Annotated in this window: 23 protein-coding genes and 2 other annotated features; all 23 genes read right to left on the bottom strand. The window is 31.1% G+C overall.

All coding sequences use genetic code 11. From position 1 onward, the window contains the following. Positions 1 to 36 precede the first annotated feature (36 nt). Positions 37 to 3,735, bottom strand: a complete 3,699-nt coding sequence (gene rpoB / locus VN21_RS12065; protein ID WP_046823503.1) for a DNA-directed RNA polymerase subunit beta — start codon at positions 3,733 to 3,735, stop codon at positions 37 to 39. A 265-nt stretch (positions 3,736 to 4,000) separates the two neighbouring features. Then, on the bottom strand, positions 4,001 to 4,363 hold the full coding sequence (gene rplL, locus VN21_RS12060; protein WP_021428185.1) for a 50S ribosomal protein L7/L12: 363 nt from the start codon (positions 4,361 to 4,363) through the stop codon (positions 4,001 to 4,003). Positions 4,364 to 4,439: 76 nt separating this feature from the next. Then, positions 4,440 to 4,943, bottom strand: a complete 504-nt coding sequence (rplJ, locus tag VN21_RS12055; protein WP_021428184.1) for a 50S ribosomal protein L10 — start codon at positions 4,941 to 4,943, stop codon at positions 4,440 to 4,442. A 37-nt stretch (positions 4,944 to 4,980) separates the two neighbouring features. Beyond that, positions 4,981 to 5,108, bottom strand: a sequence feature (ribosomal protein L10 leader region). 52 nt (positions 5,109 to 5,160) lie between these two features. Further along, positions 5,161 to 5,859, bottom strand: a complete 699-nt coding sequence (rplA, locus tag VN21_RS12050; RefSeq protein WP_046823502.1) for a 50S ribosomal protein L1 — start codon at positions 5,857 to 5,859, stop codon at positions 5,161 to 5,163. 76 nt (positions 5,860 to 5,935) lie between these two features. Next, on the bottom strand, positions 5,936 to 6,361 hold the full coding sequence (rplK, locus tag VN21_RS12045; RefSeq protein WP_025161505.1) for a 50S ribosomal protein L11: 426 nt from the start codon (positions 6,359 to 6,361) through the stop codon (positions 5,936 to 5,938). 29 nt (positions 6,362 to 6,390) lie between these two features. Beyond that, complete coding sequence (gene nusG, locus VN21_RS12040; protein ID WP_025161504.1) at positions 6,391 to 6,936, bottom strand: transcription termination/antitermination protein NusG; 546 nt, start codon at positions 6,934 to 6,936, stop codon at positions 6,391 to 6,393. A gap of 15 nt (positions 6,937 to 6,951) precedes the next feature. Further along, complete coding sequence (gene secE / locus VN21_RS12035) at positions 6,952 to 7,173, bottom strand: preprotein translocase subunit SecE (protein ID WP_021428169.1); 222 nt, start codon at positions 7,171 to 7,173, stop codon at positions 6,952 to 6,954. Positions 7,174 to 7,198: 25 nt separating this feature from the next. Continuing rightward, positions 7,199 to 7,348 (bottom strand): 50S ribosomal protein L33, encoded by a 150-nt coding sequence (gene rpmG / locus VN21_RS12030; RefSeq protein WP_021121979.1) that lies wholly within the window; start codon positions 7,346 to 7,348, stop codon positions 7,199 to 7,201. A 217-nt stretch (positions 7,349 to 7,565) separates the two neighbouring features. Next, positions 7,566 to 8,759 (bottom strand): elongation factor Tu, encoded by a 1,194-nt coding sequence (tuf, locus tag VN21_RS12025; protein ID WP_046823501.1) that lies wholly within the window; start codon positions 8,757 to 8,759, stop codon positions 7,566 to 7,568. Between the two features lie 64 nt (positions 8,760 to 8,823). After that, the gene (gene sigH / locus VN21_RS12020; RefSeq protein ID WP_046823500.1) at positions 8,824 to 9,471 is read right to left on the bottom strand and encodes an RNA polymerase sporulation sigma factor SigH; all 648 of its coding nucleotides are present in this window, start codon (positions 9,469 to 9,471) and stop codon (positions 8,824 to 8,826) included. A gap of 60 nt (positions 9,472 to 9,531) precedes the next feature. After that, positions 9,532 to 10,059 (bottom strand): NYN domain-containing protein, encoded by a 528-nt coding sequence (locus VN21_RS12015; protein ID WP_046823499.1) that lies wholly within the window; start codon positions 10,057 to 10,059, stop codon positions 9,532 to 9,534. Positions 10,060 to 10,063: 4 nt separating this feature from the next. After that, positions 10,064 to 10,798: a 23S rRNA (guanosine(2251)-2'-O)-methyltransferase RlmB gene (gene rlmB / locus VN21_RS12010; protein ID WP_046823498.1), complete on the bottom strand. Its 735-nt coding sequence runs from the start codon at positions 10,796 to 10,798 to the stop codon at positions 10,064 to 10,066. 12 nt (positions 10,799 to 10,810) lie between these two features. Further along, positions 10,811 to 11,569: an FAD-dependent thymidylate synthase gene (gene thyX / locus VN21_RS12005; RefSeq protein ID WP_046823497.1), complete on the bottom strand. Its 759-nt coding sequence runs from the start codon at positions 11,567 to 11,569 to the stop codon at positions 10,811 to 10,813. Positions 11,570 to 11,703: 134 nt separating this feature from the next. Continuing rightward, positions 11,704 to 12,117, bottom strand: coding sequence for a Mini-ribonuclease 3 (locus VN21_RS12000; RefSeq protein ID WP_025162206.1), 414 nt, complete (start codon positions 12,115 to 12,117; stop codon positions 11,704 to 11,706). Then, positions 12,102 to 13,499 carry a cysteine--tRNA ligase gene (gene cysS, locus VN21_RS11995; RefSeq protein WP_046823496.1) on the bottom strand — a complete coding sequence of 466 codons (1,398 nt, stop codon included), beginning with the start codon at positions 13,497 to 13,499 and terminating at the stop codon, positions 12,102 to 12,104. The genes VN21_RS12000 and cysS overlap by 16 nt, the downstream gene beginning before the upstream one ends. Before the next feature lie 113 nt (positions 13,500 to 13,612). Continuing rightward, on the bottom strand, positions 13,613 to 13,786 hold the full coding sequence (locus VN21_RS18700) for a hypothetical protein (protein WP_161794395.1): 174 nt from the start codon (positions 13,784 to 13,786) through the stop codon (positions 13,613 to 13,615). A 164-nt stretch (positions 13,787 to 13,950) separates the two neighbouring features. After that, complete coding sequence (gltX, locus tag VN21_RS11990) at positions 13,951 to 15,432, bottom strand: glutamate--tRNA ligase (protein WP_046823495.1); 1,482 nt, start codon at positions 15,430 to 15,432, stop codon at positions 13,951 to 13,953. A gap of 220 nt (positions 15,433 to 15,652) precedes the next feature. Then, positions 15,653 to 17,368, bottom strand: coding sequence for a proline--tRNA ligase (locus VN21_RS11985; RefSeq protein WP_046823494.1), 1,716 nt, complete (start codon positions 17,366 to 17,368; stop codon positions 15,653 to 15,655). Positions 17,369 to 17,421: 53 nt separating this feature from the next. Further along, positions 17,422 to 17,640, bottom strand: a binding site (T-box leader). Positions 17,641 to 17,788: 148 nt separating this feature from the next. After that, a complete protein-coding gene (ispF, locus tag VN21_RS11980; protein WP_046823493.1) occupies positions 17,789 to 18,268 on the bottom strand; it encodes a 2-C-methyl-D-erythritol 2,4-cyclodiphosphate synthase in 480 nt (159 codons plus the stop codon). 16 nt (positions 18,269 to 18,284) lie between these two features. Further along, on the bottom strand, positions 18,285 to 18,965 hold the full coding sequence (gene ispD, locus VN21_RS11975) for a 2-C-methyl-D-erythritol 4-phosphate cytidylyltransferase (protein ID WP_046823492.1): 681 nt from the start codon (positions 18,963 to 18,965) through the stop codon (positions 18,285 to 18,287). Between the two features lie 137 nt (positions 18,966 to 19,102). Beyond that, complete coding sequence (locus tag VN21_RS11970; RefSeq protein WP_046823491.1) at positions 19,103 to 20,191, bottom strand: PIN/TRAM domain-containing protein; 1,089 nt, start codon at positions 20,189 to 20,191, stop codon at positions 19,103 to 19,105. Between the two features lie 98 nt (positions 20,192 to 20,289). Then, complete coding sequence (disA, locus tag VN21_RS11965; RefSeq protein WP_046823490.1) at positions 20,290 to 21,360, bottom strand: DNA integrity scanning diadenylate cyclase DisA; 1,071 nt, start codon at positions 21,358 to 21,360, stop codon at positions 20,290 to 20,292. 1 nt (position 21,361) lies between these two features. Further along, positions 21,362 to 22,645: DNA repair protein RadA (gene radA, locus VN21_RS11960; RefSeq protein WP_046823489.1), on the bottom strand; the 1,284-nt coding region annotated here is incomplete at its 5' end.

The following is a 22,645-nucleotide window of genomic DNA, read 5'->3' as shown; positions in this document are numbered from 1 at the left end:
TCTCCCTTCTATTTGAGATTTACTTAAAATAAGAAACTATATATCAAAGTCTTCATCGTCGTAATTTAAATCTTCGTAAACTACGTCTTCTTCAAATTCTAATTCTTCTACTTCTTCTGATGTTTCAAGATTATCTATTTCTTCAACTATGCTATTTTCTTCAAGTTCGCTTATGTTTTCCATAACATCTAATTCAAACTCTTTAGCATCCTCATCTATATCTATAGACTCTCTTACTTCTATTTCTTGATCTTCTTCTGTTAATACTTTTACATCTAAGCATAAACTTTGAAGTTCTTTTATTAAAACTTTAAATGATTCTGGTATACCTGGTTCAGGTATATTTTCACCTTTAACGATAGCTTCGTAAGTTCTAACACGTCCTACAACGTCATCTGACTTAACTGTAAGAATTTCTTGAAGTATGTGAGCAGCACCATATGCTTCTAATGCCCAAACCTCCATCTCTCCGAATCTCTGACCACCGAATTGTGCTTTACCACCAAGCGGTTGTTGAGTTACTAAAGAGTATGGTCCTGTACTTCTTGCATGTAACTTATCATCAACTAAGTGATGTAGTTTTAACATGTACATGTATCCAACTGTAATTCTATTGTCAAACGCATCTCCGGTTCTACCATCATATAAAGTTACTTTTCCATCTTCTGGGTATCCTGCTTCTACTAATGCTTTTCTTATATCAGGCTCTTTCGCTCCATCAAATACTGATGTAGCTACATGCCATCCTAAAGTTTTAGCAGCAAGACCTAAATGAACCTCAAGAACCTGTCCGATGTTCATACGAGATGGTATACCTTGTGGGTTAAGAACTATATCAAGTGGTTGACCATTTTCCATGAACGGCATATCTTCTTCAGGTAATACTCTTGAGATAACCCCTTTATTACCATGACGTCCGGCCATTTTATCTCCAACTCTTATTTTTCTCTTCTTAGCTATATAACATCTAACTAATTCATTCACTCCTGGAGATAAATCATCTCCATTTTCTCTTGTGAATACTTTTACGTCAACTATTATACCAGATTCTCCATGAGGTACTTTTAATGAAGTATCTCTAACTTCTCTAGCTTTTTCTCCGAATATAGCACGAAGTAATCTTTCCTCTGCAGTAAGTTCTGTTTCTCCTTTAGGAGTTACTTTACCTACTAATATATCTCCAGAGTCAACTTCTGCACCTATTCTGATTACACCTCTTTCGTCTAAGTTCTTTATAGCACTTTCTCCGACGTTAGGTATATCTCTAGTTATTTCTTCTGGTCCTAGTTTAGTATCTCTAGCTTCACATTCATATTCTTCTATATGAATAGTAGATAGTCTATCTTCTTTTACAAGTCTTTCATTTATTAAGATAGCATCCTCATAGTTGTAACCTTCCCATGTCATGAATGCTATGAAGCAGTTTCTTCCTAAAGCTACTTCTCCCATTTCAGTAGATGGTCCATCAGCTATAACATCTCCAGCTTCTATCTTATCATTTTTATTTATTATAGGAGTTTGATTTATACAAGTACCTTGGTTTGAACGCTTAAACTTAAGTAACTTATATCTATCTTTATTTCCATCTTCTCTTCTTATGATTATCTCTTCTGCACTTACTTTTTCTGCTATACCAGCATTTTTAGCAACTACAACTGCTCCAGAGTCTTTAGCAGCTCTATATTCAACACCTGTACCTATGATAGGTGCTTCTCTTCTTACTAGTGGTACTGCTTGACGTTGCATGTTTGATCCCATAAGCGCACGGTTGGCGTCATCATTCTCTAAGAATGGTATCATAGCTGTTGCTATAGACACAACTTGCTTAGGAGATATATCCATGTAGTCAACTTTTTCAGTAGGAACTAATTCCATGGCACCATTTACAGTTCTACATACAACTCTGCTGTTTACGAATGCATCATTATCATCTAAAGGCTCATTTGCTTGAGCTCTTATGAATAAATCTTCTTCGTCAGCTGTTAAGTAATGTATTTCATCTGTAACTTTTCCGCTCTCCTTATCATATTTTCTATAAGGAGACTCTATAAATCCAAATTCATTTATTTTAGCATATGTTCCTAGAGAGTTTATAAGACCGATGTTTGGTCCCTCTGGAGTCTCTATCGGACACATTCTTCCGTAGTGAGAATGGTGAACGTCACGAACTTCGAATCCAGCTCTTTCTCTTGAAAGTCCTCCTGGTCCAAGTGCTGATAGTCTTCTCTTGTGAGTTAACTCTGATAATGGGTTTGTTTGGTCCATGAATTGCGATAGCTGAGAACTACCAAAGAATTCTTTTATTGCAGCTGAAACAGGTCTTATGTTTACTAATGCTTGAGGAGTTATAGATTCCATATCTTGAACCGTCATTCTTTCCTTTATAACTCTTTCCATTCTTGAAAGACCTATTCTAACTTGGTTTTGTAGTAATTCACCAACTGATCTTATTCTTCTGTTTCCTAAATGATCTATATCATCTATATTACCTATTCCATAGAATATATTAAATTGGTAGCTTATAGAAGCAATTATGTCATCTAATAATATATGCTTTGGTATAAGTTCTTTCATTCTAGATTTTATAGCTTCTTTTATCTCTTCTTCTTCACTATACTCATCTAAAATTTCTTTTAAAGTTGGGTAGTGAACTTTTTCTTTTATCCTTAAATCGTCTATATCAAAGTTTATATGTGATTTTATATCTACAAAGTTATTCCCTATAACTTTTACAACTTTTTCATCTTCAGTCAATAACTCAACAACATTTATTCCTGAGTTTTGTATAGCAACAGCTACCTCTAAAGATATTTTTTCTTCAGCTTTAACAAATACTTCCCCTGTTTCTGGATTTATAATATCGTTAGCTGAAATTTTGTTCATTATTCTATAGCATAATGCAAGTTTTTTGTTAAACTTGTATCTACCAACTTTAGCTAAGTCATATCTCTTAGCATCAAAGAATAATGCATTTAATAATGATGATGCACTTTCTACTGTTGGAGGTTCACCTGGTCTTAATTTTTTGTATATTTCTATAAGACCTTCTTCAACAGTTTTTGTGTTATCTTTTTCTAATGTAGCCATTAATCTTTCATCTTCGCCTAATAGCTCTATTATTTCTGCATCTGAACCTATTCCAAATGCTCTTAATAAGACTGTAACAGGTTGTTTTCTTGTTCTGTCAACTCTTACAGATATAACATCATTAGAATCAGTTTCGTATTCTAACCACGCACCTCTGTTTGGTATAACAGTAGATGATATAAGTCTTTTACCTGACTTATCCATTTCTTGAGCATAGTAAACTCCAGGAGATCTAACTAACTGACTTACTATAACTCTTTCTGCTCCGTTTATTATGAAAGTTCCCTTTTCTGTCATTAAAGGGAAGTCACCCATAAATACTTCTTGTTCTTTTATTTCACCTGTTTCTTTATTTATAAGTCTTACTTTAACTTTTAGAGGTGCACAATATGTTGCATCTCTTTCTTTACATTCTTCTATGTCATACTTCGGTTTCTCGTCTAAAGAATAATCAACAAATTCTAATATAAGATTACCTGTATAATCTTCTATAGGTGAAATGTCTTCAAACACTTCTTTTAAACCTTCTTTTAAAAACCACTCATAGGAATCGCATTGTATTTCTATAAGATTTGGTACATCAGCTATCTCTTTTATTTTTGAGTAGCTCATTCTAGTTCTCTTACCTATCGTGACAGGATGTGGCATTCACTTTTCACCTCTCAATAATTAAAAATAAAACCATAGTTTATTCTAACGCATCTAATAATTCTAACATAATTGCAAGCTTTTTTCAATATATAACTTTTATGTATATGCATAATATTAGCTTTTTTTGTTCGACATAAAACATGCATTATTTATTATGTTCAAAAAATCATTCTCTAATTCGCTTTTTTAAAAAATATACTGTTATTTTTTGTATTTTAGGAAAAAAAAAGATGCCCTAAAGGACATCTTCTTTAAAAGAAAACTACTTAACTTCTACTGAAGCTCCAGCAGCTTCTAACTTTTCTTTCATTTGTTCAGCTTCATCTTTAGAAACTGCTTCTTTTAATGTCTTAGGAGCATTATCAACTAATTCTTTAGCTTCTTTTAATCCTAATCCAGTTATTTCTCTAACAGCTTTTATAACTCCAACTTTTGAAGATCCAGCACTTGTTAATACTAAATCAAACTCAGTTTTCTCTTCAGCAGCTCCACCAGCAGCAGCACCAGCCATCATAACTGGAGCTGAAGCAGATACTCCGAATTTCTCTTCTGCAGCTTTAACTAATTCATTTAATTCTAAAACTTTCATGTTTTCTATAGCTTCTAATATTTGTTCTATTGTCATTGTTAGCACCTCCGAATTATATTCTTTTCAATTAATAATTGTTATTTTTTTCTTATTCTTAAGTTTTAAGCTATTATTAAGCTTCTTGACCTTCTTGCTTCTTAATCATTGCATCTAATAAGTATGCAAAGTTTGATACTGGAGCTTTTAAGCTTCCAAGTAATTTAGCAAGAAGTACTTCTCTTGATGGTATGTTAGCGAATGCAACGATATCTTCTTTACCGTAGAATTCTCCTTCAACTACACCCATTTTTAATTCCATTTTTGGATGAGAATCCATAAATTCTTTTATTATTCTAGCTGGAGCAACTGGATCTTCGTATCCGAATGCTATCGCATTTGTTCCTACTAATAATTCGTCATTGAATTGTTCTATACCAACTTCTTTAGCTGCTTTTCTAACTAAAGTGTTTTTATATACTTTGTATTCAACACCAGCTTCTCTCATTTTCTTTCTTAATTCAGTTACTTCTTCAACTGTTAATCCTTTGTAATCAACAACTATAGCAGAAGAAGAGTTTTGTAACTTCTCAACTATTTCAGCAACAACATGTGATTTTACTTCTATAGCTTTTCTCATCTGGTCAGCACCTCCTTCATCCGATAGGTTTTATCTGCCGCAACTTATAAAAGCTTTTGTAATCATATAGACATACAAAAGCTTTAGCATCAAAATTTATCTAAAACCTCGGTAGGATATTAAGCTTAAAGCACCTACTGTCTACGGCAAATCTATTCTTTTTTATTTATTAACGAATATTATTTTAACATCGTTATTTATCAATGTCAAGCTTTTATTATTCAGCTATTTTAGCAGGATTAACTTTAACTCCTGGTCCCATAGTTGAAGTAACAGCTACGCTCTTTAAGTATTGTCCCTTAGCAGCAGCAGGCTTAGCCTTAACTATAGCATCCATTAATGCAGCAAAGTTTTCAGTTAACTTTTCTCCACCGAAAGATACTTTTCCTACTGGAACGTGTATTATGTTAGTTTTATCTAATCTATATTCAACTTTACCAGCTTTTATTTCATCTATAGCCTTAGCTACATCGAAAGTAACTGTTCCTGATTTAGGGTTTGGCATTAAACCTTTAGGTCCTAATACTCTACCTAATCTACCTACTACACCCATCATGTCTGGAGTAGCAACAACTACATCAAATTCAAACCAGTTTTCACCTTGTATTTTTTGTACTAAATCTTCAGCACCTACAAAGTCAGCACCAGCATTTGTAGCTTCTTCAGCTTTTGCACCTTTAGCAAAAACTAAAACTCTTTTAGTTTTACCAGTTCCGTGTGGTAATACAACCGCACCTCTTACTTGTTGGTCAGCGTGTCTTGAGTCAACACCTAATTTTATATGAGCTTCTACAGTCTCATCAAACTTAGCAGTAGCAACTTCTGCAACTAAAGCTAAAGCTTCTGAAGCATCGTATAATCTAGTTCTATCTATCTTATTTAAAGCTTCTACGTATTTTTTACCTTTTTTAGCCATTTTCATGTCCTCCTTGTGGTTATATTGGTTTTTTACCTCCCACTTTTTCAAGCGAAGATAACTAATCTAATATTAATTAGTCTTCAACAACGATACCCATACTTCTTGCAGTACCAGCTATCATTCTCATAGCAGATTCTACTGAAGCAGCGTTTAAGTCAGGCATTTTTAACTCAGCTATTTCTCTTACCTTAGCTGAAGATAAAGTAGCAACCTTCTTCTTATTTGGCTCTCCTGAAGCAGTATCTAATCCAGCAGCTTTCTTTAATAATACTGCAGCTGGAGGAGTTTTTGTTATGAAACTGAAAGATCTATCTTGATAAACAGTTATAACAACTGGTATTATCATTCCAGCTTGATCTGCAGTTTTAGCATTGAATTCCTTTGTGAATCCCATTATGTTAACACCGTGTTGTCCTAATGCTGGTCCAACTGGTGGAGCTGGTGTAGCTTTCCCTGCAGGTATTTGTAATTTTATTTGACCTATAACTTTTTTAGCCATTGAGCGCACCTCCTCAGATTATTTATTCTCTAGTTATATTTTTCTATGCCTTTGTAGTCTATTGCAAATAGAGTTTTTTTACCAAAAGCATCTATACACACTTTTACTTCTTTTGATTCCAGGTCTATCTCTTCTATAGTTCCTATTTGTCCTTCAAAAGGACCATTAGCAACCTTTATTACTTCGCCAATTTCAAAATTTATGTCTCCGCTTACTAATTTAGGAACAGCTGTATCTATGCCCATAGCTATTACTTCTTCTTCACTTAAAGGAACTGGCTTAGAACCTGGTCCTACAAATCCAGTAACCCCTTTAGTATTTCTTACGACATACCAAGATTCATCAGTAATAACCATTTTTACTAGTACGTACCCTGGAAATACCTTACGTTGTCTAGTTTTTTCTTTCCCAGTTTTTGTAGTCTCAACTACATCTTCAGTAGGGACAACCACTTGAGTTATGCAATCTTCCATACCTCTAGTTTTAACAGCTTTTTCAATTGTTGCTTTAACTTTATTTTCATGACCTGAATAAGTATGTACTACATACCATCTAGCCTCTTGTAATTCCGACATTCTGATTCTCCCTTTCTATTTTAGTATTAGATTTAGTGCACCAGATAATACACTATCTAAAGCCCATACTAAGATAGTAGCCGAAACAACAACAGTTAAAACAACTCCTGTGTTTTTTAAAAGCTCTTTCTTTGTTGGCCACGTAACTCTTTTTAATTCACTTTTAGTTTCCTTAACATATCTAACGAAACTAAATTTCTTTTTAGTTCTTGGACTTTCATTTATTTGGGCAGCCATTCCACACTCACATCCTTAATAAAAACTATTTTGTTTCTTTATGAGCAGTATGCTTCTTACAGAATCTACAATATTTTTGTAATTCTATTCTATCTGGGTTATTCTTTTTGTTTTTAGTAGTGTTGTAGTTTCTTTGCTTACACTCTGTACATGCTAAAGTTACTTTAACTCTCATCTGCTACACCTCCAACTCGTAAATACAATATATATATTGTTAACTTTATTGCCTACTCTGTATAATAGGTTCAATTTATCGTTTTTGAATCATCACCTCATATAAATTATCACAAATTAGTAGGCATGTCAATGTTTTTGTTAGTTTCAAGTTAAAAAAAGAGGAGGATATCCCCCTCTTTTTTTTAGTTTTTCAAACTTATATTTAAATAACAGAATTACTCTATTATAGAAGCAACAACACCTGATGCTACTGTTCTTCCACCTTCTCTTATTGCGAATCTTAATCCTTCTTCTATTGCTATTGAGTTTATTAACTCTATAGTCATTTGGATGTTATCTCCAGGCATAACCATTTCTACACCTTCTGGTAACTTACAAGCTCCTGTTACGTCAGTTGTTCTGAAGTAGAATTGTGGTCTGTATCCATCGAAGAATGGAGTATGTCTTCCACCTTCTTCTTTCTTTAATACGTATACTTCTGCATTGAACTTAGTGTGAGGCTTAACAGTTCCTGGCTTAGCTAAAACTTGTCCTCTTTCTATTTCATTTCTTTGTATACCTCTTATTAATGCTCCTATGTTATCTCCAGCTTGCGCTTGGTCTAATAACTTTCTGAACATTTCTACTCCTGTTACTACTAATTTTCTTGGCTCTTCAGCTAAACCTACTAGTTCAACTTCGTCTTGAACCTTTAATATTCCTCTTTCAACTCTACCTGTAGCAACTGTTCCTCTACCTGTTATAGAGAATACGTCTTCTACTGGCATTAAGAAATCTTTATCTACATCTCTCTCTGGAGCTGGTATATATTCGTCTATTTGCTCGAATAATTCAACTATTTTATCTCCCCACTCTGAAGAAGAATCTTGTAATGCCATTAAAGCAGATCCTCTTACTATTGGAGTGTCATCTCCTGGGAACTCGTACTCATTTAATAAGTCTCTAACTTCCATTTCAACTAACTCTAATAATTCTTCATCGTCTACCATATCACATTTGTTTAAGAATACTACTATGTATGGTACACCAACTTGTCTTGATAATAATATATGCTCTCTTGTTTGAGGCATTGGTCCATCAGTTGCAGAACAAACTAATATAGCACCATCCATTTGAGCAGCACCTGTTATCATGTTCTTAACGTAGTCAGCGTGTCCTGGGCAGTCAACGTGAGCGTAATGTCTGTTTGGAGTCTCATATTCAACGTGAGCAGTTGATATTGTGATTCCTCTTTCTCTTTCTTCTGGAGCTTTATCTATATTAGCGAAATCTACTGCTTCCCCTAATTGATATCTATCGTATAATGTTTTTGTTATAGCTGCAGTTAATGTAGTTTTACCGTGGTCAACGTGACCTATTGTTCCTATATTAACGTGTGGCTTGTTTCTTTCAAATTTAGCTTTAGCCATTTTGAATTCCTCCCTTTGTATATTTGTTAATGCTTACATTAAGCTTATGCTAAGTATTTTACTATTAATTATTTCTGTTTTCAAGATATTTTTCCAATTTTCTCTTCACTCTTTGTAACGCATTATCAATAGACTTAACATCTCTATCCAATTTATCTGCTATGTATTGATAAGACTTGCCATTTAAGTACAATTCTAAAACTTCTAGCTCCAACTTACTTAAAATTTCATTCATCTTTGATTCTATATTTTTAAGTTCCTCTTTGCTTATTATTAATTCTTCTGGATCAGTAATTATACTTGTTGCTATTATATCTAATAAAGTTCTATCTGATTCTTCATCATATATAGGCTTGTTCAAAGATACATAAGAGTTAAGTGGTATATGTTTTTGTCTTGTTGCTGTTTTTATTGCTGTTATAATTTGCCTTGTTATACATATATCTGCGAAACACTTAAAAGAGTTTGTTTTTGTACCGTCAAAATCTCTTATAGCTTTGTAAAGTCCTATCATACCTTCTTGGATTATGTCTTCTTTATCCGCTCCTACTAAAAAGTATGACTTTGCCTTTGATTTAACAAAGTTTTTATACTTGGTAATTATATACTCAAGTGCTATTGTGTCCCCTTTGTTTGCTTTTAATACTATTTCATATTCATCTTGCTGAGAATTATTTATAAACCCAAAATTATTTTCTTTAGCTACTAACATTTTACTATCCCCCATTACTTAATTTCATAGGTATATTATAGTTTATTAAACTTAGTAATTTCAACGGTTTCTACGAATGTTCTCAAGTTTCGACAAAGTTTCTTTATCTAATCTATCTTCTAACCAATTTCTTTGAATTTTGCGCTCTGACCCTATTTGTTTACTTCTTATCTTGTTTTTGGCGTCTTCTATGTCTAATTTAAGCTCTCTAGCTGATATTCTAGATGCTCCTTTACCTAATACTATTTGCTGTTCAGCATAATCATTTGTAGCTACTTTTACAACATCATACTTAGATAAAGATGTTATATATTTTTCAATATAACTATCTGCTGTTTGATGTTCTTTTGTGTAAACCACTGTTATATATTTTCTATTTTCTATTTTTTCCATAGAGCTTTTAACATTATATGCATCAAAAACAATAATGGCTTTTTGGCCTGAAAATTCTGCATATTCAATGATTATATCAATTAATTTTTCCCTAGATGCATCTAAATCTTCTACTGAAATACGTCTAAGTTCTTCCCATGCATTTATAATATTATATCCATCAATTATTAGATAATGATTAAACTTTCTTTTCATTACCTTATTTAGAGCCTATTCTTTGTTTGAATATTTCATATAAAAGTATACTTCCTGCAACTGATGCATTTAGTGAAGTAACATTTCCTACCATAGGCATTTTTACTATATAGTCACAATTCTTTTTAACAAGCCTTGATATACCAAACCCTTCACTTCCTATTACTAGACCTATAGGCCCTGTTAGGTTTTGCTCATAAAATGTTTGTCCATCCATATCTGCGGCTGCAATCCATAATCCGTGATCTTTTAATGTTTTTATTGTATTAACTATATTAGTTACCTTGCAAACCGGTACGTACTCTACGGCCCCTGCAGATGCCTTTACAACTGTAGGTGTTATATGAACTGATCTTCTCTTTGGAATTATAACTCCATGTGCACCTACTGCATCCGCTGTTCTTATTATTGATCCTAAATTATGAGGATCTGTTATTTCATCTAATATTATAAAAAATGGGTCTTCTCCCTTATCTTTTGCATTTTGAATTAGATCATCTAGTTCAAAATATTTATATTCACTAACATTAGCTATTACACCTTGATGTGAATGACTAGTACTTATTTCATCTAATTTATTTCTATCTACATATTGTATTATTATATTTTTTTCTTTTGCCATTGCAGTTATCTTTTTTATAGAGCCTTCTTTAGCCCCATTCGCTATCATTATTTTATCTATCTCTCTATCGTTTTTTATAGCTTCTATAACTGGGTTTCTACCTTCTATAATTGCCAAACTCTTCACCGCCTATAAATTATTAAACTTTTCTCTTACTTGAACAATATTTCCACAAGTCATTTTTCCTTCTGGACAAGGTCCTTTTATACACTTTGGCCCTATATTCTTAAATAATATAGGAGCTATTAATCTTACCTGTCTTAACATTTCTATAGATAACTCTCTAATTTCCCATTGTGCTCTTTCACAACATCTATGATTAAAGAAGTTATATAAACTTCTAGTATTCATTGTAAATACCATTTTCGTTTCACATGCATTAGGAAAAACATATCTTGCATCTTCTATTGCTTTCTTTTCTGCATTTCTTTTAGCTTCCTTCTCATTTTTTCCACATTTGATTAAATTATTATAATGTTTTTCAAATAATATATCCACTAATTTGTCATAAGCTTCTTGATCTTTATTCATAGCATCTATAAATAATTCTTTAGCTTCCTCGATACTCTCTATTTCAGGAGGAACTATATACTCAAATTGATCTAGCTTAACATATCTTTGACTTTGTTGAGAAAAACTTGCTATACGATGTCTAACAATTTGATGTGAACAACTTCTTGATATCCCTTCTACAGCAAATGTAAATGTGACATGCTCTAACGGAGATTCATGTCCTATATTTATTAACATATTTAAAAATTTTTCTACACTTTCATCAGTTAAATTTTGTTCTATTTCATCTACTCCTACAGATGAATAACATAATTTTGCTGCCATTGATATCACTTTTTCTGGTTCAGGTGTGTGTGCTATTACTTTAACTTTCATGTGTGTACCTCCTTTAATAGTTTATTATATTATTATACATTATTTCGTCTAAAAATGGAGTTTTTTAGATTAACATAAATTTTTATATAAGCATAAAAAAGAGCTAATCTCTACATAGAGATAGCTCTTTTTTATTATATGCTCTCTTCTGTTATTTCAATTGCTTTTTGAATTATATAGTTCAATCTTTCATAATCTTTTTTCATATGAAGATATCCTATTAAAGCTTCAAATCCAGTAGCATTTTTATAGTCTATAATATCCGCATTTTTAGGTGTAGTATGAGACTTTTGATTACGTCCTCTTTTATATATTCTGTGTTCTTCTTCAGTCAATGATTCCTCAATAGTAAGAATCACATTTGCTTGAGCCTTAGCTTTTACATATTTTATAGCTGTCTTATGCAAATCATTAACTTTCTTATTTACATTTCTATTTATAAGATACTCCCTTATATGTGATTCATATACAGTATCTCCTAAATAAGCAAGAACCAGTGGTGATACCGTAGCTAAGTTTACATTTTCCATTATTACACCCTTTTCCATTTAGTTCCTTGTCTTGTATCTTCTAAAACAATTCCCATTTCTAATAACTTATTTCTTATTTCATCTGCTAATGCAAAATCTTTATTTTTCTTTGCATCAACCCTATCTTGTATTAACTTTTCTATATCAGCATCTAAAACTTCTTCTTGTTTTTTATTAACTATATTTAAAACATTAGTTAATTCCTCAAATTCAGTTAAGCACATCTTAGCAAACTCTATTGATGACTCTTCATTTACATTAGTGTTTATAAATCTAGCTAATTCAAATATAACACTTATAGCATCAGCTGTGTTTATATCATCATCCATAGCAACTATGAATTTTTCTCTAAATGAATTTAATTCTTCACTTAAACTTTTTTCGTCTTCTTTTATATCTGTTACTTTTAGATTACTTAATGTAAATTCTAATTTTTCTTTTGTATTATATAATCTTTCTAATCCAGCTCTTGACTGAGATAACATTTCATCACTAAAGTTTACTGGATTTCTATAATGAGCTGATAGCATAAAGAATCTTACAACTTCTAAATCATACTTATCTGCTATATCTCTTACTGTAAAGAAGTTACCTTTAGACTTACTCATTTTTTCATTATTTATATTTATATAACCATTGTGTATCCAGTAGTTAGAGAAAGTCTTTCCACTTCTAGCTTCACTTTGAGCTATTTCATTTTCATGGTGTGGGAATGCTAAATCTTGCCCTCCAGCATGTATGTCAATAGTATCTCCTAAGTATCTCTTAGACATAACAGAGCACTCTATATGCCAACCTGGTCTACCTACACTCCATGGACTTTCCCATCCTGGCTCTCCTTCTTTTCTAGGCTTCCATAATACGAAATCCATAGGATGTCTTTTTTGAGAGTTTACTTCTATTCTTGCTCCTGCTTCTAGGTCTTCTTGATTTTGTTTAGATAATTTTCCATATCCTTCAAATTTTTGAGTATCAAAATAAACTTCTCCATTTACTGCATAAGCATATCCTTTTTCTTCTAATTCTTTTATAAATTCTATTATTTCATTGATATTCTCAGTAACTCTTGGATGAACAGTAGCTCTTTTTATTCCTAATCCATCTGCATCTTTAAAATATTCATCTATGTACTTGTCAGCAACTTGCTCCGGAGCTATTCCCTCTTCATTACTTCTTTTTATTATTTTATCATCTACATCAGTAAAGTTTTGAATATATTTTACATCATAACCTCTATATTCTAAATATCTTCTAAATGTATCAAATATTATAAAGGGTCTAGCATTTCCTATATGGAAGAAGTTGTAAACTGTAGGTCCACAAACATACATCTTTACCTTTCCTTCTTCGATTGGTACAAATTCTTCTTTTGTCCTAGTTAACGTATTGTATAACTTCATAATATTCACCTCACCATTGTTTAATTTATAAATCTAACTATATAATCTATTATAATTTATATTCGCCCGAATTAATAGTACTACTATTATACCCTCGGGCTTTTATAAACAAACTATTTAGTTTTAATTAGATCATTTTTTTCTAAAAATTCTATTTTATTAGATACACAATTTAAATATATATCATCATTAATGATTTTCTTATTTTTCATTTTACTAACTATGTCTATGTAGTCTTTACAAAGTTGATCTAGTTCCTCCTTTATTTCGTTAATATCTATACTCATACAATCCTCCTAAAAATATACATTGTTTTAATAATAAACTATTTAAAATATATTTAGTTTAACTGTGCAAAATCCCTTTATTTTTAGGTTGTAATCTTTCTTCAAAAAACTACATAAAAAAAATCTCACCTAATAAAAGGTGAGATTTTTTACTATAATTTTTACTATAATAAATTCTCTTTTACATATTTTATTCTATTTAAACATGTTTGTTTACCTATAACAGCAGCTGCTTTTGGTAAATCTGGACCATGCATTTGTCCAGTTAATACTATTCTAGTTCCCATGAATAAATTTTTACCTTTTATTGCATGTTCTTTTTGTATTTCTTTAAACATCGCCTTAAAGAACTCTTCACTTATTTCGTCTGCAGCATTAATTTTTTCCTCTAATGCATTTATTAATGTTGGCATATGCTCTAATTTTAAGAATTGTTGACATTCTTCTGTTTCTAACTCTACTTTGTCTCCAAAGAATATATTTACGTGATCTGTTACTTCTTTTACATATTGTAATTTTTCTTTAACAACAGAAACCATAGCTTTTACAAATTCATATCTATTTTTAGCATCTTCTTCTGTTATGTATCCAGCTTCTATTAAGAAAGGTATTGCTAAATCAGTTATATATTCATCTGAAGCATCTTTTATATAATGTTGGTTAACCCAATTTAATTTATCTGTATCAAATACTCCTCCACTCTTAGAAACTCTTTCAACAGAGAAGTGTTCTTCTAATTCTTTCATAGTAAATAATTCTTGATTATCTTCTGGAGACCAACCAACTAAAGCAACATAGTTTACTAATCCTTCTGGTAAGTATCCTTTTCTCTTGAAGTCTTCTACAGCAACATCTCCATGTCTTTTACTTAATTTTTTCTTTTCTTTATTAAGTATATTTGGAAGATGCACAAATGTAGGAGCTTCCCAACCAAATGCTTCATATAAATATACATGCTTTGGAGTAGATGATATCCATTCTTCTCCTCTTATAACATGTGTTATTTTCATCATATGGTCATCTACAACAACTGCGAAATGGTATGTTGGGAATCCATCAGTTTTTATAAGTACTTGATCATCTAACTCATCAGTGTTAAATTCAGTTTCTCCTCTTACTAAATCAGTAAACTTTATAACATGATTTTCAGGTAATTTTAATCTTATTACATGTTCTTCACCAGCTGCTAATTTAGCTTCTACTTCTTCTTTTGATAAATTTCTACAATGGCCATCATACTTTGGAGTTTCTCCAGCTTCTTTTTGTTGTTCTCTAACTTCATCTAATCTTTCTTTTGAACAGAAACAGTAGTATGCTTTTCCACTATCTAATAATTCTTGTATATAACCTTTATATATGTCTAATCTTTCAGATTGTATATATGGTCCGTATGGTCCAACTTGAGTTACATTTTTATTTTCATCTAACATAACTCCTTCTGTATGGTTAACTCCTGCCCATGACATTGCTTCTAGCATATTTTCTATTGCACCATCAACAATTCTAGTTCTATCAGTGTCTTCAACTCTTAATATGTATTCTCCACCCATTCTTTTTGCAAATAGATAATTGTATAATGCAGTTCTTAAACTACCTATATGAACAAATCCTGTTGGACTTGGAGCAAATCTTACTCTTACATTCATAACTTTACCTCCTAAAATAATCTTAATATCTATTATAATACCAAACTTAATAAGTATTTATAATAAAAACTTTATATTACTATTACTATAGTTACCCTATTTTTTAAATTTTCCACCTGTGGATAATTGTATTTTTATACAAAATTAAATAGTATATATATCCACATTTTATTCAAAATGTTAATAACTTCGTGGATTATATATACTATTTTAATTTAAACTATCCTAACTTAACTTCATTTTTAGCAAATTCAGCTTTTATTTTATCATTTATTTCGTCTAAAGATATTAACTCTTTTTCTGCTTCGTCTCTTAATTTAAACTCAACTTTTCCATCAGTTATATCTTTACCTACTGTAATTCTCATAGGTATACCTATTAATTCAGAGTCTTTGAATTTTACCCCTACTCTTTCATCTCTATCATCTAATAATGCTTCTACTCCCATAGCTGTTAATTCATTGTATATCTTCTCAGCTGCTTCCATATGCTCAGCTTTCTTAATATTTACAGGAACTACAACTACATGATATGGAGCTATTGCTAAAGGCCATACTATGCCATTGTCATCATTATGTTGTTCTATAACTGCTGCTGCAGTTCTTTCAACACCTATACCATAACATCCCATAACTATTGGTTTACTCTTACCATCTTTATCTATAAATTTAGCTCCCATAGTTTCTGAGTATTTTGTACCTAATTTGAATATATGACCAACTTCAACTCCTCTAGCTATTTCAAGTGGCGCTCCACAACATGTACATTTATCTCCTTCTTGTACATTTCTGAAATCTCCAACTACACCATCAAAATCTCTACTAAAGTTAGCATTTCTTATATGGTAATCAGTTTTATTTCCACCAACCCCTATGTTACTTTGCTCTGCTACTTCTTTATCTATAAATACATAATCTGCTTTCATTCCTATTGGTCCAGCAAATCCAACTTCAGCATTAGTTAATTCTTTTACTACTTCCTCTCTTGCTAAATCAAATTCTATAACTTCACCTATAGCGTTAGCAACTTTAACTTCATTAACGTCTCTATCTCCTCTTACTAAAACAACAACTGTCTTTCCATCTGCTTCATATATTAATGTTTTAGCAAATGTATCTGCTGTTGTATTAAAGAACTCACACAATTGTTCTATAGTAGTTACTCCTGGAGTATGAACTGGTTCTAATTCTCTCATTTCTTCTTTAGCTTTTAAATCATCTACTGAGTTAGCTTTTTCTATGTTTGCTGCATAATCACAACCAGTACAGAATACTATTTCATCTTCACCTACTGGAGATTTAACCATAAACTCCGCTGAAGTCGATCCTCCTATAGCTCCTGAATCAGCTTGAACTGGACTATTTTCTAATCCACATCTTCTAAATATTTCTGTATATGCATCATACATATCTTGATATGATTTATCTAATCCAGCTTCGTCAGTATCAAAGCTATATGCATCTTTCATAGTGAAAGACTTAGTTCTCATTACTCCGAATCTTGGTCTTCTTTCATCTCTATATTTAGTTTGAATTTGATATAAGTTTAAAGGTAATTGTTTATATGAAGTAATCTCTTGTCTTATTATATCTGTGAAAACTTCTTCATGAGTAGGTCCTAAGCAGTAATCTCTAGTATTTCTATCTTTTAATCTAAACATTTCTGCTCCCATTACATCCCATCTTCCAGACTCTTGCCATAATTCAGCTGGAATTAATGCAGAACATAATATTTCTTGACATCCCTTTTTATTTAATTCTTCTCTTATTATATTTTCTATTTTTTTGAAAACTCTTATTCCCATAGGTAATTGATTGTATACCCCTGATGACATTTTCTTTATCATACCAGCTCTCATCATTAACTGATGACTAGTTATCTCTGCATCTGCTGGAACCTCTCTTAAAGTAGGCATAAACATTCTTGACATTTTCATATTTTCTTCCTCCTATTGAATTTTTTTATAATCAAAAAAACCCTTCATCTCAATATAGAGACGAAAGGTTATATTTCCGCGGTACCACTCTAGTTAATTGATAAGTAATTTTATCAATTCTCTTTATAGGATGTAACGGTCCTTCCCGTAAGAACTTTTTACCATTCTTAAGCTCTGAGACTGGTTCAAAGAATAATTTTTAGAAACTTTCACCAAGTGTTTCCTCTCTGTAAAAAATACTATCTTTTACTATTTCTCTTCTTAGCTTTTTAATTATAAATAATTGATTCTATTTTATAGTAATTAATATACCTTGTCAACGTATCTAATTGCATTTTAGTAAGCTTTTGTTATACCTACTATTATGTTCTTGGCGAACTTTTTGATACATTATTTATAATAATTTTATAGAATTTATTTCTAATTGTCAATGTTAATTAATAAACAAATACTTTGCGATGAAATTCCTTCTTTGTTCCCTGTGAAACCTAATCCTTCTTCTGTTGTTGCTTTAACATTTACATTGTTTATATCTGTATTTAAAACTCTTGCTATATTTTCTCTCATTTTTTGTATGTGTGGAGCCATTTTAGGGGCTTGTGCTATAATTGTCGCATCTAAGTTTCCAATAGCATATCCTTTTTCTTTTATTAAATTATATACATGCTCTAATAATTTCATGCTGTCTGCACCTTTATACTTTTCATCTGTATCAGGGAAGTGTTTACCTATATCCCCAAGTGCTAATGCGCCTAGTATAGAGTCCATTATTGCATGAAGTAAAACATCTGCATCTGAGTGCCCCAATAATCCTTTTTGGTGCTCTATTTCAACTCCACCTAGTATTAACTTTCTATTTTCAACTAGCTTATGAACATCATATCCCATTCCTACTCTCATTTTTTATCCTCCGAAATTATATATTTTTTAGAATTTGCTCTCCAAATTCCAAGTCTTCTTGTGTAGTTATTTTTATATTATTATATGACCCTTCTATCATTTTAACATTATAACCTATTCTTTCTACTAACATTGCATCATCAGTTCCATAGTAATTGTTATTACATGCATCTTCGTATGCTTTTGTTATAATATCATATTTAAAAACCTGAGGAGTTTGTACTGCCCATAAATAACTTCTGTTTGGAGTGTCTACAATATTTCCATTATCACTTACTACTTTTATCGTATCTTTTACCTTAACTCCAACAACTATAGCATTATACTCATTAGCTTCATCTATAGATCTTTTTATTATATCATCTGTCACAAAAGGTCTAGCACCATCATGTATTAGTACTACATCACATTCTTTTTTTAACATTTTTATTCCATTGAACACAGAATCTTGTCTTTCATTTCCTCCATGTGCTACTTTTATATTTGTAAATCCATATTTCTCTTTAATATTTTTATTAAAGTATTCTTCTTCATCTTTTCTTATAACAACAACTATATCATCTATATTTTCATTATTATAAAATTTGTCTATAGTGTGTGCTACAATTTCTTTATTATTTAGCTTTATAAATTGCTTATTTATATCTTTCTTCATCCTACTTCCAGTTCCTGCTGCTACTATTACAACACCATTCATAAACTCACCTCTTACAATATACGAATAAATAACTTAAATATATTTTACCATAGTAATAATTAAATTTTGATAAACTAGAAAATTCAATACACTTTATCAAAAAAAGCCTTCAGAACTTTTATCCTGAAGACTTTTAACTAATCAACTTTAGGTTTTCCAAATATCATTCTTCCTGCTGGTGTTTGTAATACCGATGTAACTAAAACACTTATAGTTTCTCCCATATGTTTCTTTCCACCATCTACTACAATCATAGTACCATCATCTAAATAGGCTATACCCTGATTAGATTCCTTACCTTCTTTAACAACTTGAACTATCATATGTTCACCAGGTATCGCTACTGGCTTAATTGCATTAGCTAATTCATTTATATTAAGAACTTCAACACCTTGAACTTGAGCTACCTTGTTTAAGTTGTAGTCATTTGTAACAACTTTACCCCCAAGTGTTTCAGCCAACTTTAATAATTTTGCATCAACTTCTGCTATATCATCAAAATCTCTGTTGCTTATTTCAACTTCAATATTTAATTCTTTTTGAATTATGTTAAGTATATCTAATCCTCTTCTCCCTCTAACTCTTTTTAAGTCATCTGAAGAGTCTGCTATATGTCTTAATTCATCTAGAACGAAAGTAGGAATTACAAGTTTCCCTTCTATAAACCCAGTTTGGCATATTTCAGCAATTCTACCGTCTATAATAACACTAGTGTCTAAAACTTTAGGTGGTATACTTTTTTCTTCTTTTTTAGAGTTCTTGTCCTTATTTACAGATAACCTAGTTAACTTGTTTAAGTTAAAAATATCATCCTTACTCTTTAGTGCTATTCTACTACCTAAATAACCTAAAAATACATATGTAAATAAAGATAGTAAGCTTCCTATTACAGGTATCTTTAACATCAATATTAATTGACTTACAAGATAAGCTATAACAAAACCAACTATTAATCCTATTGTTCCTAATATTATATCTGTTTGAGGATATTTAGAAATTTCTCTATCCATAGCTTTTGCTATTTTCTTAGATTTGTTCATAATCCAAGGAGCTATTATAAAGAATACAAAACCTATTACTACTCCAATAACTATAGAAATTATAAATACATATAGCTCTGATCCTAACGAAATTTGAGGAAATTTTTGAACTAATGATATATACGTTGTCATACCTAACACGAATCCTACTAATGTAAGTATCGCTCTTATTATCTTAGATACCAAATTTTCACCCCCTATATTTTTTCCTTAATATTTTCTTATTATAATCAAACTATTAACTATATTCAAGCACAATATTGTTTCAAATTTGACATAATATATTATATATGTCTATCTATAAGTGATAATTCTTGCATTTTTATAAGTCCATTTTTTATATATTTTGCTCTTATTTCGCCTATTCCCTCAACATCATCTAAATCTTCAATTGTTGCACATAGTATATCCTGAAAATCTTCAAAATAATTAACTAAATTCTCAATTATAGCACTAGGCAATCTATGTATTTTATTTAATATTCTATATCCTCTTGGTCTAATAGGCATATCCATACTTTCTGAAAAACCTGTATATCCTAACATTTTTGCTATATTTGCTAAATCAAGTAACTCTTCTGATGATAATGATATAATTTTTTTCTTAAATTCAGCTAAATTCATATCATTTCTTTTATAATCTTTTAGTATTTGGCTTTGATCTATTTTAGTTGTTCCCATTAGTTCCTCAACCTGCATACTCAAAAGTGTACCTTCCACACCTAATTCTACTATATACTTTTCAATTATATTTGTCACTCTCATAACCATTTCTATCTTTTGAACTACGAGTACAACATCATACAAAGTTACGAAGTCTTTAAATTCTAGTGCATTTAAACTTATTATAGCTTGGTCTAAAACAGACTTATATTTCTCTAAAGTTTGTAATGCTTGATTGGCCTTAGTAAATATCTTTGATATATCTTCTACTACATATTTCTTATCCCCTTGATATACAGTTATAACATTTCTTCTTTGAGATATAGCTATTACAATTCCTCCAGTTTGTTTTGCAACCCTTTCAGCAGTTCTGTGTCTTGTTCCAGTTTCAGATGTTTCAATTGAGTAATCTGGTATAAGTTGAGCATTTGCAAAGAGTATCTTCTTTATATCTGAACTTAAAACTATAGCTCCATCCATTTTAGCTAGCTCATATAAGTATGCTGGAGAATATTCTGCATTTATAGCAAATCCTCCATCAACAATGCTCATAACCTCATCGCTATCGGCAATTACAATAAGTCCTCCTGTTTTAGCCTTTAAAACATGGTCTATTCCCAATCTAAGGTCTGTACCAGGAGATATCATTTTTAGCGTTCTAATTGCTTTTTTTCCACTAAAAAAATCATCCATTTTATCTATTTCCTCCTAATACCATATTTATAGCTTGTCTTACACTATCCACTGGACATATCTCTATCCCTTTTACACCTTTAACTGCCTCATAATTGCTCTTTGGAATAACGATTTTAGTGAAACCTAACTTCTTACATTCTGCGATTCTCTTTTCTATAAAACTCACCGCTCTTACTTCTCCTGTTAATCCAACTTCTCCTGTAATTGCTACATTTCCATCTATAGGTATATTTCTAAAACTAGAAGCTATTGCCATAACTATGCCGAGATCTATAGACGGCTCATTAATTTTTATTCCTCCAACAACATTTATATATATATCCTGATTTTGTATTTGCATACCAACTCTCTTTTCAAGCACAGCCATAAGTAACGATACTCTATTGTAATCTACCCCTGTAGCTGTCCTTTTAGGAATACCAAAACTAGTAGGTGATGCTAATGCTTGTAACTCTAAAAGCATTGGTCTGGTACCTTCTACCGTAGATATAATTATAGATCCTGCTACATCTTTAGGTTTTTCAGCTATAAGTATTTTAGATGGATTTTCTACTTCAACTAAACCTACTTCTCTCATCTCAAATACACCTAATTCATTTGTAGACCCAAATCTATTTTTTACAGCTCTTATCAATCTATACGTATTGAATCGTTCTCCTTCAAAATATAATACAGTATCTACCATATGCTCTAACACCTTCGGACCTGCTAGTGCACCTTCTTTAGTTACATGTCCAACTACAAAGGTTGATATACCCATTTTTTTAGAAATTTTCATAAATCTCGAAGTACCTTCCTTTATCTGGCTTACAGTACCTGGAGCAGATGTAATTTCAGGACTAAAAACAGTTTGTATTGAGTCTAATATAATTAAATCTGGATTTACACTTTCTAAATGAGCTTCTATTATACTTAAATTATTTTCAGCAAATATATATAAATTATCGGACTTTATTCCTAATCTTTGAGCCCTCATTTTTATTTGAGATGCAGATTCCTCTCCTGATATGTATAAAACTTTTTTACCGCTATTAGCAACGTTACTTGAAACTTGTATAAGTAATGTTGACTTACCAATACCTGGATCCCCTCCGACTAAAACTAATGATCCTTTAACTACTCCTCCACCTAAAACCCTATCTAACTCGTTTATACAAGTTGAAAATCTTTGCTCTTTTATAGTTTCTATAGAGTTTATATTTAAAGGTCTAGATGATGATTTATCTATAACAAAAACCTCTTTATTTGATTTGGAAGTTTTTTCTTCTATTTCATCCCCTAA

Origin of the sequence: Paraclostridium benzoelyticum (assembly GCF_001006285.1) — a bacterium.
Taxonomy (GTDB): domain Bacteria; phylum Bacillota; class Clostridia; order Peptostreptococcales; family Peptostreptococcaceae; genus Paraclostridium; species Paraclostridium benzoelyticum.
This window is presented reverse-complemented; position numbering and strand designations above follow the sequence as displayed.

Bases quoted from the DNA above. Each gene is read 5' to 3' on its own strand.
- rpoB (WP_046823503.1), bottom strand. From the start codon at position 3,735: ATGCCACATCCTGTCACGATAGGTAAGAGAACTAGAATGAGCTACTCA.
- rplL (WP_021428185.1), bottom strand. From the start codon at position 4,363: ATGACAATAGAACAAATATTAGAAGCTATAGAAAACATGAAAGTTTTA.
- rplJ (WP_021428184.1), bottom strand. From the start codon at position 4,943: ATGAGAAAAGCTATAGAAGTAAAATCACATGTTGTTGCTGAAATAGTT.
- rplA (WP_046823502.1), bottom strand. From the start codon at position 5,859: ATGGCTAAAAAAGGTAAAAAATACGTAGAAGCTTTAAATAAGATAGAT.
- rplK (WP_025161505.1), bottom strand. From the start codon at position 6,361: ATGGCTAAAAAAGTTATAGGTCAAATAAAATTACAAATACCTGCAGGG.
- nusG (WP_025161504.1), bottom strand. From the start codon at position 6,936: ATGTCGGAATTACAAGAGGCTAGATGGTATGTAGTACATACTTATTCA.
- secE (WP_021428169.1), bottom strand. From the start codon at position 7,173: ATGGCTGCCCAAATAAATGAAAGTCCAAGAACTAAAAAGAAATTTAGT.
- rpmG (WP_021121979.1), bottom strand. From the start codon at position 7,348: ATGAGAGTTAAAGTAACTTTAGCATGTACAGAGTGTAAGCAAAGAAAC.
- tuf (WP_046823501.1), bottom strand. From the start codon at position 8,759: ATGGCTAAAGCTAAATTTGAAAGAAACAAGCCACACGTTAATATAGGA.
- sigH (WP_046823500.1), bottom strand. From the start codon at position 9,471: ATGTTAGTAGCTAAAGAAAATAATTTTGGGTTTATAAATAATTCTCAG.
- VN21_RS12015 (WP_046823499.1), bottom strand. From the start codon at position 10,059: ATGAAAAGAAAGTTTAATCATTATCTAATAATTGATGGATATAATATT.
- thyX (WP_046823497.1), bottom strand. From the start codon at position 11,569: ATGAAAGTTAAAGTAATAGCACACACACCTGAACCAGAAAAAGTGATA.
- VN21_RS12000 (WP_025162206.1), bottom strand. From the start codon at position 12,117: ATGGAAAAGGGTGTAATAATGGAAAATGTAAACTTAGCTACGGTATCA.
- cysS (WP_046823496.1), bottom strand. From the start codon at position 13,499: ATGAAGTTATACAATACGTTAACTAGGACAAAAGAAGAATTTGTACCA.
- VN21_RS18700 (WP_161794395.1), bottom strand. From the start codon at position 13,786: ATGAGTATAGATATTAACGAAATAAAGGAGGAACTAGATCAACTTTGT.
- gltX (WP_046823495.1), bottom strand. From the start codon at position 15,432: ATGAATGTAAGAGTAAGATTTGCTCCAAGTCCAACAGGATTTGTTCAT.
- VN21_RS11985 (WP_046823494.1), bottom strand. From the start codon at position 17,368: ATGAAAATGTCAAGAATGTTTATGCCTACTTTAAGAGAGGTTCCAGCA.
- ispF (WP_046823493.1), bottom strand. From the start codon at position 18,268: ATGAGAGTAGGAATGGGATATGATGTTCATAAGCTAGTTGAAAATAGA.
- ispD (WP_046823492.1), bottom strand. From the start codon at position 18,965: ATGAATGGTGTTGTAATAGTAGCAGCAGGAACTGGAAGTAGGATGAAG.
- disA (WP_046823490.1), bottom strand. From the start codon at position 21,360: ATGGATGATTTTTTTAGTGGAAAAAAAGCAATTAGAACGCTAAAAATG.